This window comes from Pseudomonas sp. TMW22091 (assembly GCF_022496705.1).
GTDB lineage: Bacteria > Pseudomonadota > Gammaproteobacteria > Pseudomonadales > Pseudomonadaceae > Aquipseudomonas > Aquipseudomonas saxonica.
Genome location: NZ_SCFI01000013.1, coordinates 94742 through 108628, shown reverse-complemented (window position 1 = coordinate 108628; position 13887 = coordinate 94742). Strand labels below are relative to the sequence as shown.

Below are 13887 nucleotides of genomic sequence, written 5' to 3'. Positions count from 1 at the left end.
CGCATGGCAGAACCGCTTGAAATCAACATCAGCAAATCCTTCGTGGAGTATGGCGGCAAACAGTGGGCGACCTTTGAGAGTGGCGGCGGCGTCACCGTGCAGATCTGGAAAGGTCAGCAACTGGAACAGCAGCAGAACCTGAGTTACGCCGACTACGCCCTGTTCCGGGAAAAAGCCCCAGAGATTGGTCTGCGCGCCTACCCCGACCCAGCCCTGAGGCCCAAAGGTGGCACCTCAGCCAATGGCAATACGCTGGGCCGAGTCGTGGGGCAAACAGCCCCGACGGCTGTTCCTGCGGAACAAGCCAATCCGCCGATTGAGGTTGAAGGCGACACGGAGCAAAGTTGGTGGGGAAGCGCAAGCCCCTGGGTGCACGGGGGCCTTGACGTGCTGGGCTTTGTGCCCGGACTGGGCGCATTACCTGACGTTATCAATGCCGGAATTTATGCTGCGGAAGGCGATGCGGCCAATGCCCGCCTGTCAGCACTGGCGGCGATCCCCTTCGCAGGCGATGCGCTAAAAGGTGGAGTGCTGGTAGGTAAGGGCATTCATAAAGCAGGAGCACATGCGGGGAAAGAAATTGCAGAGACCACAACCAATACTGTTGGAAAGAAAACAGTAGAGCCACCGCCCCCAAAAGAAACAAGTGGTGGTAAATCCAAAGGCCAGAACAGAAACTGTCGTTTAAGGGCGTATGGGAAGGGCAAAAATTGCCCAATGGGTAAAACGGCGCATCATGTTGTCCCTGATCGCGTATTCAAGACAGAAAAAGGGGTACGTATCGCAGGGGGGGTTTCTCACTCGAATGGCTATTGCCTCTGTGTCGATGGAGCCACTCCCAGACGTAAAGGGGCCAAGGCGAACGAACATGGACTCATCCATAAAATCTACGACACTAATGAAAAACTGTTGGGCAGCAAGGGAAATCCTCCAGGAACGGCAACGCTGGCGGAACTGGAGATTCTGGGGGTGATGGCAGCTGCAGCGGTCACCGGGTGTAACCCCGTAGTCATGCTTGCGGAGCTTCATGCTTATCATGCAAGCAGAGGCATGGCCGCTGATGATTTATTTCGGGCAGACCCAAATGGAAGATGGATCAAGCATGTGGACATTACAACACTGGGTAGTCACACCACGAAAGGATCAGGCGGGCTATAAGCAGTCAAATAATCTGACCCGCGCTGTATACAAAAATTGGCAGCTGTTAGTTCTCGCAAACATTGCACCCACTTGTTTGATACTGGAATGTGACAAATGAATAATGCAAAAAACACATCAATTACCTTCGGAGCAAGTTGTGCGATAAATGATGACATGCTCTATGTCAGTTCATTTATTGATGCTCTACCACACGATACTGACTACACGCGCATGTTTGTGCTAAACCTGAAACTTCCAGGCGCATGGTTTTATCACGATATACCTGACAAAACAGTAACATCCGTCGCCATGCGGCATGCATCAAGTGAAGTGCCTAGAGCTACCTATGCATTATGTAGCGACGGCACGATAGAAATTTATAACTCAACGGCTGTCATTACTGAAACAATACCCATTCACAAGAATGCGGGAGGGATGAGTAGCATCACCCATATAGATGACAAGGTATATGCCTGCGGTGCCGGGAATCAAATATATTGCCGAGATTCAGATACCTGGATTGAAACAGCTGAGAACCTAAGAGAGCAAGCACAGAACATAGTGAATTCGATAATCGAAAAAATATCTTCTAAACAAGAAATAAACATAATTGAACTCACCGGCACTGCGCGCACATTAACCTCGCTTGAGTGCATTAAAGGCACCCATGATGACAATGTTTATGCCTGTGGCACAAATGGCACAGTCCTTCATTGGGACGGCCTTGAGTGGCAAACAGTACATAGCGGCACCCGGCAGCACTTACATGATATCCATTGTGTCACTGCAGACGACATTATTATGTGCGGACATAATGGCGTAGTCATTCGAGGCAATCATCGTATTGGCTTCAAACGCTTGCTCATTGAGAAAACCGACGTCAATTTTTGGTCTGTGCGGCTCTTTAATCAAACGTTGTACCTAGGTTCAACTTCCGGACTTTTTAACGTCCACGAGAAAAATTTAGTTAAGACCCGATTCGACTCATTGGCATTGCCCAGCCACATTAGCATCGAATCCATGGATGCCACCGATCAAACACTTTGGGTCGTTACCACTACCTTTGTTCTGCGGCTCAACTCTAATGCGTGGGAATTAATTGAACACCCCGACAATGTCCCGCTTTAACACATGATTAATGGAAACTATCTCCCACAAGCTGGCGGGCATCCCCCGTCCGCTGCAATACCCAATAAAGAATTGCCCGTCTACATAATTTTCACTGATTAGAAATAATTGTCCCTTTCCAGAACGGGACCTGTCAAATTTAATGACATCGCACCGAAACTTAGAAGACCATGAACATGGTCTCAGCATTCACCACAATCAACAGGCAGAAAAATGGACGACTTACTAAAGCCATTTCTTGAAGACGGAAAAAAATCCTTGAAACACAACCCTTTGACTTTTTCCCGATATCAAATGAGGCTAGCGAGGGCAGCGGAATTTTGCCATTTTTTTATTTAAGGTGGGCGACTGCCCACGATTTACTTTTGAACCAAAATGAACTAATCATAGTCATGAGCAACCAAGACTCACTCGAATCAAAAATCAAAAATATTAGAAAAATACTTGGCGACCAATTATTACCGTCCCACTTCAATCCAAATGGAAATGCGTTTACGCAAGATTATTATCGCCCAGGATGGAAATATTTCTACATAACAGACTTTGGAAAAACATTTGATGACTATGATAATTTAGACGATGTCACTGACACCAACTATAAAAAATAGGGGCGGTGCTAGAAGACCGTTTTTTTAATTGGTCATCAAAAAGTTAGTCCCCCTCCACGAAGGACAATAAAAGAACAGGGTGTACAGCAACATGCCACCTAACCAATACATACAAATTTACGCGGACAAGGAATTCGCCCACGGTGACGGTTCAGAAACCATGAATATGGAATTGACCATCTGCCCTCCTGGCACGAAAGGAGAATAAAGATGAAAGACCCTCATTTCGAATACTTCATCGAGAAATTTGGCGAGGCTACTTACAGAATGCCTGTTCCAGAAATCACCCTTGCACAATGGGCAGACAAGCTTCCTCCCATCCTGCTGACTTATTGGCGTGAAGAAGGCTGGGCGGGATATGCAAACGGTCGAGTGTGGACAGTGAATCCTGATGAATATGAGGACATCAAAGAAGCTTGGCTTGAGGAGACGTCGTTTGCCAACATAGACAAATTCCACGTCATTGCCCGCGATGCCTTTGGCGACCTCTACTTGTGCGGCGAAACAACAGGCGCAAGCGTTACCATTACCTGTATCCACAATGAAATACTTGCACTGAAAAACCAACTAAAACCCAAATCCTTGCCAGACCTTGATCCTTCCATCCAAGCACTATTTGGTTCCGCCAAGTTGGAAGACTTCGACTACAAAGACACCAAAGGAAAATACCTTTTTGATCGTGCCATGAAAAAATATGGCCCGTTAAAGCCTGATGAAATGTATGGTTTCGAGCCTGCACTCGTCATGGGTGGGGACGCTACATTGGATAACCTTCGGCGCGTTAAGCTGAATCCGTACCTACATATCCTGCGTCAGTTCGACAATCCGGAACTTCCCTTGTCTCAGCTTGATTTCGACACTCTAGTCAAATAAGGAAAAGGCAGCAGCAAAGAGTTACTCAGAAACTCGCTATCGAGAGCTGTATTTCGCGCGACTGAACTTTCAGCAGCAGAATGTATAACAGCCCCTCGACGTCGTAATTCAGGGTAGCCTCTGAACAAATGTGTGCAACTGTCACTCTGCGCAAAATGGAATCAGCGCCAACAGCATCAACTTACCACTGTACAGAACTATGTGTTTTGGGAAGATTTGCCGGAGACAAGCAATGAATGAAGATCTGTTTTTCAAGGATTTAGACGCTCATCGGTGGGATTTAACCGTCTTCGATGAGGAGAGCGTTGAAAAGCAACCCGTTCTAAGAGTAGGTTTAGTGGCGACTTTCTACCTTGTGGATGCCTATCTGCCTGTAAGGAGAAAGCATATCGCTGAAGCGTTTGAGCTGTATTGCAACCATTATGGTGACAAACTTACATGGGGGTATATGGGCAGTGAGGAGGTCATAACTCAAGATTATTGCCCGAGCACAATGCGTCATTGCCTTTCCTACATTCAATCTGATGGGTACTCTGATTCGGCTTCATTTATGTGGTCATCTCAACAGGGCTTTGAACATCCTGGGGAGTATATGTTTGAGGCTCTGCTTCCTGTTGAATGGTTCGAACGGATCCACAACGCTCTCTCAGTGATAAGATTTTATCTTCCACTAGAGGAAATCAAAGATAACGGGGCAGGAGGCATCGATAAACTTATATTTGACATGTGCAATATTCTACGCCCCCTGCATGGATCAGCAGGGTTAGGGATACAAAATTCTTATGAATTACAAAACTACCAACATATCGAGTACGACCTCTTGGAAAACTATAGAGGTTTAGATTTAACTCTATTAATTGCCAATGAGAGCTGGCGCACTGGCTACACAAACCTCAACTGGTACACCTATATAGCCCATCACTGGGTACGCAAGCTGGGCACAACCGAAGACTTGCTCAAACAACTCGATGATGTGCGTATTGGTATCTTGCCGTACGAATGGGGCACGATTTTTCGTGCCGGTGATTGGCCTGCCTTGGGAAAAGCAGATATCGATCCACGTCCAGAACTCTATGTGATGGTCAATGAAGTAATCAAACCGTTGCGGGTGAGCAATATCGGTTCACTGCATTACGGCTCAATTGCGGGGGAAGTTAGATTCAACGAGCGCACCAGCAACTTATGGATGCGCCGCTTTGATCTCCCAAAAGGCAGCCCGAAACACCAGCCCACACCGCTGTACCGTCGACTATCTGCAGAGGAGCAACAACGATTAAATACTGACAAGAAGATCCTTGACGATTTTCTAAAGTAACCCAAGACGAGAAATTAAAAATTTTCGCAGTTCCTCCACTTGAGCAGCATGTTTAGAGGACGTTTTATGCCGGCAATCGTATTGCTCGGGCACGACCACGTTTGTCCGTTATGTGGCCCCACCACTGTTACTAGTGGTGCTGAAGCTTTCACCGTCAATAACCGCGCCGTTGCCTGTGTCGGTGATTCCTTGGGCTGCGGCGCCACCATCACCAGCGGTTCAGTCTCGCTAACCATCGAGGGCAAAGGTGTTGCCCGCATCGCAGACACCACTGACCACGGTGGCTCTCTGGAAAACGGCGATGCCAGTTGGCTAGTCGATTAACGCTTGCACATAACAAGGAGTGCCCATGCCTCGTCAAAGCGATCTGCGTTTTACCTTTGAACCCCTGCAAGGGGATGCCTTCGAGGTGGTCGAATTTACCCTCGAAGAGGGCCTCTCGCAGCCTTTCAAAATTCGCGGGGAGGACGAATGGAAAGCGCCCCTGTGCGCCAAACCCCGCATCGACGTCCCGCTAATTGCCACCATGTTCGACCCGCAGGGCGACCACAGTGCTTGCTGGGTGCACTGACAGGCCGACAACGTCATCGCCCGTAAACAACACCAGTGGACCGTGGTCAGCCTCGTCCCGGACGTCTGCAAAACGCCGATGGGCGCCGCGCTCCCGCCAGTGCCCTACCCCGTGACCGCCCAACTGAAAACCGCCACCTGCGTGGCCAAGTCTGTGCGCGTCAACGGCAACCCGGTGGTGGTCTACGACATGAGTCTGGTGCCGACCACACAGGGCGATCAGGCCGGTGCGGCCAAGGGCATCAAAAGCAACACCGTGGGCGGCAAATGCTACCCGCTGGAAAAAAGCAGCAGCGTAAGGGCCGAAGGCAAATTGATCGTGCGCCATGACGACAAGTTCTGGATGAACGGGGTTTAGCGCATGGCAGAAGCCCTCAACCTACCGCCGCTGCACATACACGCGGTTCGCGTTCCCGTCCGCCGCCCCCCTGACAGCATCGCCGGCCCCGATGAAATGATGCTGCAACAAGGCGAGAACGGCGGCGTGCAAGTCGACATTTTCGGACGCGATGCCCAAGGCAACGCACTGCACGACAGCAAGGAGATGCAAGAAGACGAATACGAAGCCTTGCGGGCGAGCTACCTGCGGGCCGAACTCGCAACCATGCCACCGTTCAGTTCATTCAAAAGCGGCAATACCGTCGGACGTGTGGTGGGGGAATCCGCCCCGGCCGCTGTTGCGGCCACAGAGGCCAATCCGCCGATAGAGGCCGAAACGGAAGAAGAAGGCATCACCGGGGAACAGGTGCTGGATGGCATCCAGCTGGGTTTGGATGTGGTGGGGCTGATACCTGTGGTCGGGGAAGTGGCGGATATTGCCAGCGCGGCGATCAGCATTGTGCGCGGGGATTATGTCGGGGCTGGCTTGTCGCTGTTGTCAGCGATTCCGTTTGTGGGCTATGCGGGCACCGCTGGCAAGGCCGCCCGATACGGTGCGAAGATGGCCGAGGCGTCGGGTAAAGCGGGTAAGGAGGCTGTTGATAAAGCTGCGAAAGAAGCCGCAGACAAGGCGGCAAAAGAGGCAGCGGAGAAGAAGACTAGAGAAGAAGCGGCACGTAAGCGCGAACTTGAAACTAAAGATGGAGAAACTGGGGGAAATGTAAAACCTAGAAAAAACAGCAGAGAAAAAGGAAAGTGCGGTGAATGGTTGGCGTCAATGGATTTGATAAATGATGGTTTCGACGAGGTCATCAGTGTAGAGAACAATTCCGGGCATGGAGTAGACCTTATTGGCCGAAATAGTAGAACAGGAGAGGTCAAAGTTTGGGAAGTAAAAACTACCGATGGCACTGTTCCCGGTCGACTCAGCAATGCTCAGAGAGGCTTAGGTGGTGAGAGTTTCACAAATGATCGGCTCGCGAAGGCGGCCCGAGGAAGTGGTAATTACGGAAAAGTCCCGGCAGCAATGCGCAACGCTCGAAAAGCGCAAGGTTGGCTGCAAGATGCAAAAAAGAATAAACTCCCACCAACCTATGAAAAATATTATGTATTTGTGGACGACCTTGAAAAACGATGTAGAAAACATCCAAGCAGATCTTCTAAAGCTACCACATGGTGACGGCAATGAGTATTGCGGATAGAAAAACCAATCCAGCAGCAACAATTAAAAAACTTGATAAAAAAATCAAAATATGGATATCGAATTGGGTCAGCTCCCCAACTCCAAGAGCGCTTTTCCTAGATGAGCCCATGAATGCATTTACTGATTATTTGAAAGGCCAAGATATTTCGCATACTCTCGGTGATCAATCGGAAAACTTGGCAACTTGGCACCTTATCAATTATCAAAATACTGCACTTAATGGTGATCCCGACTACGAAGAGCTTGCACGTGCCTCTTTCCATTACGGTCAAATGTTGGAGCTTAAAAAATTACTGGCTGATAGTGATAGCGGAGCATCTATGCTACTTGCTGTATCAGCCCTATCATTTTCAATGGCAGCAATCTCTGGCTGGAAGGATGAATGCTCCTCACGCTTCAACATATTAAAAACAGGCTTAGATACATCATTACTGCAACTCCGGAGAAATGAAAAACATGAGGCCGGAAAATTATTTCGTCACTTTTGGTTTTTACTAGAGCTCTTTGCAACCAGTATCGGACAAAAAATTGATACATCATTATACTCGTACCCAACAACACTCTCACCCTATGACCAAGCGCTTCAGAGCTGGGACACTTCAGACCAGACTGTTTTGCAAGAAGTAATCTCACAAATGGCCAATTTCCACCTAGCACAAACTCTCTCCTCCGAAGAGGATGATGTACTAGAGTTTGATTATGAGGAACGCATGCTTTTCCCTTATGAAATTCTTGCATTTCTTAGAATCAGAGAATGGGCTAACCTTAAAAACCCCGTGACTTTTGATCACCCATTGATGCAACACCCTCTCGCCCAACTTCCTCCGGTGCTTAACATACCAAATATTCAATTATTCAAAGACGTCATTGATACATTTAATAAAGATTTATTTCACGAGAATTGAAGCATATGCACACGACGCATGGCCTAAGAGCGCGTCTGAAGCCTTTGTCACTTAGGGCAATGTCCGCTTAAACGCACTTGCTTTACAACTCGTTAGACCGTAGCGGGATACGGGTGTGTCGGTACTGAGCTAGAAGGCATAAATAATGATTGTCACGGGCAACCAATTGAAAGGTTTCACTGTCATCACTCGAAAAGAACTGAATACTGACTTCAATGCCATCACTGAACTAAACGGATATATCTATATCGCTACCACGGATGGCTTTTACACAATGGTGGACAGGGAAATAGCCTATATCGCCCATCATTGGGTAAGTAAACTGGGTACGATTGAAGACTTTCTGAGAACTCGATGATGTGGGTATTGGTATCTTGCCGTATGAGTGGGGAACGATTTTTCCGCGAGCCAGATTCCCAGCCCATCGTGCACCAGCACTTTCATGCGAGTGGCGCGACGATTGGCAAACAAATAAGCGCAGTGCCGCTGCGCCGCACCGAACACGGCCACCACCCGCGCCAGCGCGGACTCGGTGCCGGCCCTCATGTGCATAGGCTCGGTGGCGAACCAGATCGCGTCGAAGCGGATCATCGTGTCACACCGCGAAGAAACCGGGCACACCCTGTTGGGTCACCAGCCGGCCATGTCACGATCAGGGTCCATTGTTCGTACAGTATCTCGTTGTTGACCGATTCTTCAGGTTTTACCTGAGCCGCAGGTGGACGTTGTAAGGGTACTTCGCTTGAATCCTTGGGTGTGAGCGCCTGGATTCTACCGGTGGCTGGCTCTCTGCCTCACGTTTCAAGTGTTGCAGTTATTCCAAAGCGCTCTATGAGCCTATAAACCAGGCTGCGCTATCTCAAGTTTATTGATCTGTGTCGGAAATGGTCTGGAAGACCAATGGGAAAACGGTAACCAAGATATCAGCTAAGCTGTGTAGTAATGTGGCCGCAGTTAGTTTTGCCACCCGTGAATATACAGTGTTAGGGATGCCCTAGCCAACATGGCTTTAACTGGTAGAGGTTCCAACTCGCTCAGGGATGGTTGTACCTGGAAAATATAATGGCCTTATTTTCAAAAAATCAGCTGAACCACTCAGGTGAATATAAGCAGCGCCCTGACGATCGAGCAGCCTTTAAGGCTAGCGATGGGGCAACGCCGCCTTAGTCTCTGATGGAGTTCAATCAATAAAAGGGTTGTTCTATGTACAAACATCCTAGTGAAAAAAATCATCAGCGTAGAGGTTCATTACCTGATAGAGATGATTCCAAGCATCCAATAAATCAGCAGGTTTCGCCTGCCACAGCTTCGCGACAGCCCGTTTTCCTGTCCTCTTTGATCGGAAGGCAGCAGCAGGTTGCCCAGCAGAATCAGAGTTCGACCATAGCTTCCAGCTCCGGCTATTCAGGCGATTCAATTAATCCGCAGAAATCTCATATTTATCATATTGTTGATACGCGAAGCGAAAACGCTCTTGTGGGTAAGGCCACGATCAATTTTGATATGCCAAAGATTAGTCCTGGCAAAGACATAAAGGATTCTGAAGGGCGTACTTATAAAGGAACAGTTGATTACTACCTGAGCCACTCATCACCAGGAAATATGTATACAGGCGCATTAAATATTAAAACAGGACAGATAGATTTATACCCGATTTCTATTGACAGGGGTGACATGATAGATTTTGGCTGGGGACAAAAAGAATTTTTAAATAAAACCCATGACTCCGGAAACGCAATAATGCACCCGGGCCAGGGTAGCAATGTTCCCGTTGCTCACTTACAACTGTTATCAAAGTTAAACGCAAGCGATATAAGTGACGACTATATAGGTTTTACTTTTTGCGACACAAGACATATAAGAAAGCATGCTAATTTCCATACCAACTCCCAGGTAAGCATGCTATATGGTGCATCCCGAAGCTTAAATTTAAAGCATGTTAATATATTGAAAAACGATAGCGCCGCTGTTTCAGGCGCAAACAATCTAGACGCCCACAAAAGAAACGAATCGATATTTACGTACCACTTACCTATTGAAATCAAGAGAGATATCCTGACCGGAATAAAAGCTATTATGGATAATAGTGAGGGCTGGCAGAGCGAGATTGATAAGGAGTTATCCAGGGCGGATATGAAGGTAGATTATTATCATGAACAAAAGAATAAGCAGAGCAAACCTGAGCCCTTTAGAATTTATACCTGAATTCATAGAATACGTGCAACGCTTGAAAAACACATTGCTGGGCTGGACCCGTACCTGCATATCCTGGGTCAATTCGACAATCCGAAACTTCCCTTTTCCAGCAGTGATTTAGACAATCTCATGAAATACACAGGGCCGGGAGCAGCGGGCAATTGTACTTCTGCCGCCCGCACCGCCCGCCCACACGGCCACCCTCAGCTCATCCAGTTGCCCCCGTCGACATTGTAGGTCTGGGCTACCACGTACTCGCTGTCGGGGGACGCCAGAAATATGGCCATTCCGGTCAAATCATCAGCAGTGCCCATTCGACCAAAAGGCACCTCTTGCCCCACGCTTTTTTTCTTCTCGCCCAATGGGCGGTTCTCGTAGCGGGCAAACAGTGCATCTACGCCGTCCCAGTGTTCGCCGTCGACGACACCGGGGGCGATCGCGTTGACGTTGATGCCGTGCTTGATCAGGTCTAGGCCCGCAGATTGGGTCAGGCTGATCACCGCTGCTTTGGTGGCGCAATACACCCCCACCAGCGCTTCGCCCCGGCGACCGGCCTGGCTGGCCATGTTGATGATTTTGCCGCCATGACCCTGGCTAATCATCTGTTTGGCGGCCGCCTGCAAGGTAAACAGGGTGCCCGCCACGTTGATCGCAAACAGACGCTCAAAACTGTCCCGGCTGATGCCTACAATCGGAGCCAGGTCAAACAGGGCCGCATTGTTGATCAAAATATCCAGTTTGCCCGTCTGCGCGATGACGGCGCCCAGCGCATCGTCGATGGAGCGCTGGCTGGTGACATCCATTTCGACCGCGTAAGCCTGCGGCCCCAACTCCAGGGCCGTGGCGTGGGCGCGCTCAAGGTTGATGTCGGCGATGGCCACCGTAGCCCCCTCGCGAATGTAGGCTTGAGCAAAGGTGCGGCCGATGCCTCGGGCAGAACCTGTTATCAACGCGCTTTTACCTTCCAGTCGTTTCATGGGTTATTCATCCGTTTTTATTAGAGGGCAATGCCCGTGGGCATCAAGGCTGGGGATGATTTCAACAGGTTAAAAATTACCCGACAAATGCACAGCGGATGCCCGGCTGATACTTTTTTAATCGGGTAGCCCTGGGTTAAAAAAATATCAGCCCTGCGCAATGGATGATCTAGCCGCCGCCGACCACAAACGCGTATGTTGCTGCGACTCATCGCACACATAACGATAAAAAGGGCATGCCATGTCTGATCACCGAGCCGCCCTGTTTGAACAGCGGCCCGCCGAACTGGAGGTCATTCTCCCTGAGCCTCATCAGTGTTTTCGCTGGTATGAGCATGACTACCCTTATGAGCTGGCACGCTGGAACCATCACCCCGAGTTTGAAATCCATCTGATTCGCCAAGGCAGCGGCAAGTTGGTGGCGGGCGATTACATCGGTGCGTTTGCGGCGGGGCATGTCGCGCTGATTGGCCCCGACCTGCCCCATGACTGGATTGGCGATGTGGCACCCGGTGAGCACTTGGCCGGGCGTGATGTGGTGTTGCAGTTTGATGGTGCTGCGATTTTGGCCTTGCGCAGCACACTACCGGAACTGGGTGGCTTGCAGGATTTGTTTGAGCGGGCTCGCCGCGGCCTGACGTTTACCGGTTCAACCGCGGTAGAGGCCGCCCGCCTGCTCGAAGCCATCGGTTTGGCTGAGGGCCTGGAACGGCTGATTCTGTTTCTGCAAGTGATCAATGTCTTTATCAAGGCACCCGCGCAAGAGGTGCATTTTCTGGCCAGCGCCTGCTACAGCCCCTCCCTCAATGCGCACAGTTCAGAGCGCATAAACAAGGCGTTTGACTATTTGCTGGCTGAACTCACAGGCGACATTCGGGTGTCCGTCATTGCTCGCCAGTTGAAGATGAGCGAACCGGGGTTTTCGCGTTTTTTCAAGAGAATTACCGGTCACGGTTTCATCGACCTTATGCGCAAGTTGAGGGTTCAGCGTGCGTGTCGGCTGCTCATGCATACCGAGCTGTCGGTGGCCACCATTTGCTTTGAAGTGGGCTATGAAAATATCTCGAACTTCAACCGTCACTTTCGTGTTGAAATGGGCCAAACGCCGAGCGAGTACCGGCGCGCGACCGCCATGACGCTGTTTAATCGCAGCGCCCTAGGTGTTAACCCTTGACCTCAGGCGCGAGCAATGAAGCTTGCAACAGGCTAAAGGCATCCCTGTGGATGAGCCAGCCCTGTTCTTCATGGTACTTCCAGACAATCATGTAATCCCCTTTGACCACACACTGCTGGGCCCCAGTGAACATTTCATAACGCCCGACTTCGAGAACGGCGCCGCCCAGGTCTTCTGCTGTTTGAGTCGTAAAGATGGCGCTGTTTATATTCTGTTCAAACATCCGCCGGATGTAACTTTCTATGGCATGACTACCTGACAAGACGCGTTGATCACCGGCCAATAAACAAGCCTCGGGCGTATACAAGGCCATGACGTTTTCTATACACCCGGTGGCGATGGCCTCTGCCACTTTATTGATGGCCTGTTGAACAGTTGACTTCAAGTCCATGACTTCACCTCGCGAGTGTAACCGGGCCCAGCTGATAAAGGTTTCTGCATCGCTCAATGCACGGCATTAATGACTCGGCCTCAAAGAGCAACATGAAGTGAGTCGTACACGCAAGTTCTGTGATGCTGAAGTGACGACACTTTAATAGCCACTCGGTGTTGTAGTTTTCTTCAACCCCTCTGGACAAGTCATCACTCATTAAAATATAAGGCGCCGCGGAGCCTTGCATGGCCCGGCTTCGATTAACGAAAAGATAGCCTTGTACTTCACAGTGTTCAGGCAAGGTGCGGTTGTAGCCGTTGCAGACCAGGCTTTCCAGCAATTGATGGTCCTGGATTACCCTGAGCATAAACTGATCTTTGGCAAGCCTTAACCCGCGCTGCACGCCCACGTCATAAATACGCTCGATAAAAGCTTCCAGGTTCTCGTAACCTGACACTTCGTCTCGATGGATAAGCGTTCGCTGGGCACTGCGCCCCTCTGTCCACTCATCGAGCAGCAAAGAAAAATTCATGGTTCTAAGCACCAGGGATTGCGCCCCCAGTTCACTGTTGTTATGAGCCGCAGCCCATGCCTGAACACTCGACATGTCTGTCGGGTCGATCAGCACCAGTGTTTGCACCTTGTGCCCCATCAACACCAGCTGCCGGGTCACTTCATAAGCAAGGGTACAACCCATCGAATACCCGCCCAGATCATACGGCCCCTCAGGGTCGATTGAAGTAATCAGGGCGATATAGTACGACGCCCTGGCTTCAATCCCGGATAACCAATAGTGCGTAATATCAATAGAGGGCGGTTTAATGGCATACAGCGTACGCTGACTGACATTGGCAATGCGTTGATATTGCCAGATTGAACTTCCTCCTGCCGCAGCATGTATCCAAAACACCGGTCGGCCAGAAGCAGCCTGTTTAAAACACACCACTTCGTGTGGTAGCGCTTTGAACGCCAATGACGGAGCTGGCGCCTGATTCACATTACCGGTCATTGAATGCATTTACTTTTCCATCGCACATGAAAACCAC

The 13887-nt window shown here is 49.7% G+C and carries 16 protein-coding genes; 12 read left to right on the top strand and 4 right to left on the bottom strand.

Annotation, left to right across the window (positions count from 1 at the left end):
• Positions 1 to 3 precede the first annotated feature (3 nt).
• The 10 genes from EQV93_RS19915 to EQV93_RS19870 all read left to right on the top strand — a co-directional run bounded on the left by EQV93_RS19915 (position 4) and on the right by EQV93_RS19870 (position 8121).
• A complete protein-coding gene (locus EQV93_RS19915) occupies positions 4 to 1158 on the top strand; it encodes a hypothetical protein (RefSeq protein WP_240892285.1) in 1155 nt (384 codons plus the stop codon).
• Between the two features lie 96 nt (positions 1159 to 1254).
• On the top strand, positions 1255 to 2268 hold the full coding sequence (locus tag EQV93_RS19910; RefSeq protein WP_240892284.1) for a hypothetical protein: 1014 nt from the start codon (positions 1255 to 1257) through the stop codon (positions 2266 to 2268).
• A gap of 320 nt (positions 2269 to 2588) precedes the next feature.
• On the top strand, positions 2589 to 2876 hold the full coding sequence (locus EQV93_RS19905) for a DUF7832 domain-containing protein (RefSeq protein ID WP_442968922.1): 288 nt from the start codon (positions 2589 to 2591) through the stop codon (positions 2874 to 2876).
• A 210-nt stretch (positions 2877 to 3086) separates the two neighbouring features.
• On the top strand, positions 3087 to 3749 hold the full coding sequence (locus EQV93_RS19900; RefSeq protein ID WP_240892282.1) for a GAD-like domain-containing protein: 663 nt from the start codon (positions 3087 to 3089) through the stop codon (positions 3747 to 3749).
• A gap of 232 nt (positions 3750 to 3981) precedes the next feature.
• Positions 3982 to 5064, top strand: a complete 1083-nt coding sequence (locus tag EQV93_RS19895; protein WP_240892281.1) for a type VI immunity family protein — start codon at positions 3982 to 3984, stop codon at positions 5062 to 5064.
• Between the two features lie 66 nt (positions 5065 to 5130).
• A complete protein-coding gene (locus tag EQV93_RS19890; RefSeq protein ID WP_122785571.1) occupies positions 5131 to 5388 on the top strand; it encodes a PAAR domain-containing protein in 258 nt (85 codons plus the stop codon).
• A 25-nt stretch (positions 5389 to 5413) separates the two neighbouring features.
• Complete coding sequence (locus EQV93_RS19885; RefSeq protein WP_146387330.1) at positions 5414 to 5635, top strand: hypothetical protein; 222 nt, start codon at positions 5414 to 5416, stop codon at positions 5633 to 5635.
• Between the two features lie 42 nt (positions 5636 to 5677).
• Positions 5678 to 5992: a DUF4150 domain-containing protein gene (locus EQV93_RS19880; protein ID WP_240892280.1), complete on the top strand. Its 315-nt coding sequence runs from the start codon at positions 5678 to 5680 to the stop codon at positions 5990 to 5992.
• Between the two features lie 3 nt (positions 5993 to 5995).
• Entirely contained in the window at positions 5996 to 7192 is a 1197-nt protein-coding gene (locus EQV93_RS19875) for a hypothetical protein (protein WP_240892279.1), read from the top strand.
• A gap of 5 nt (positions 7193 to 7197) precedes the next feature.
• A complete protein-coding gene (locus EQV93_RS19870; protein ID WP_146387324.1) occupies positions 7198 to 8121 on the top strand; it encodes a hypothetical protein in 924 nt (307 codons plus the stop codon).
• Positions 8122 to 8427: 306 nt separating this feature from the next.
• On the opposite strand, the gene tnpB is transcribed toward EQV93_RS19870, so the two are convergent.
• Positions 8428 to 8712: an IS66 family insertion sequence element accessory protein TnpB gene (gene tnpB, locus EQV93_RS19865; protein ID WP_146387322.1), complete on the bottom strand. Its 285-nt coding sequence runs from the start codon at positions 8710 to 8712 to the stop codon at positions 8428 to 8430.
• Between the two features lie 612 nt (positions 8713 to 9324).
• Here tnpB and EQV93_RS19860 point away from each other — a divergent pair.
• Positions 9325 to 10326, top strand: a complete 1002-nt coding sequence (locus EQV93_RS19860; protein WP_240892278.1) for a hypothetical protein — start codon at positions 9325 to 9327, stop codon at positions 10324 to 10326.
• Positions 10327 to 10520: 194 nt separating this feature from the next.
• Here the strand turns inward: EQV93_RS19860 and EQV93_RS19855 are convergent, their stop codons facing one another.
• Complete coding sequence (locus EQV93_RS19855) at positions 10521 to 11294, bottom strand: L-iditol 2-dehydrogenase (RefSeq protein ID WP_122785578.1); 774 nt, start codon at positions 11292 to 11294, stop codon at positions 10521 to 10523.
• A gap of 241 nt (positions 11295 to 11535) precedes the next feature.
• Between EQV93_RS19855 and EQV93_RS19850 the strand changes: the two genes are divergently transcribed.
• Positions 11536 to 12468, top strand: coding sequence for a helix-turn-helix domain-containing protein (locus tag EQV93_RS19850; protein ID WP_240892277.1), 933 nt, complete (start codon positions 11536 to 11538; stop codon positions 12466 to 12468).
• Here EQV93_RS19850 and EQV93_RS19845 read toward each other — a convergent pair.
• Together EQV93_RS19845 and EQV93_RS19840 are read right to left on the bottom strand one after the other, a co-directional pair.
• Positions 12458 to 12859 (bottom strand): YybH family protein, encoded by a 402-nt coding sequence (locus EQV93_RS19845; protein WP_240892276.1) that lies wholly within the window; start codon positions 12857 to 12859, stop codon positions 12458 to 12460. The two genes, EQV93_RS19850 and EQV93_RS19845, sit on opposite strands and share 11 nt — an antisense overlap.
• 4 nt (positions 12860 to 12863) lie before the next feature.
• Complete coding sequence (locus tag EQV93_RS19840; protein WP_240892275.1) at positions 12864 to 13859, bottom strand: thioesterase domain-containing protein; 996 nt, start codon at positions 13857 to 13859, stop codon at positions 12864 to 12866.
• Positions 13860 to 13887: the final 28 nt, after the last annotated feature.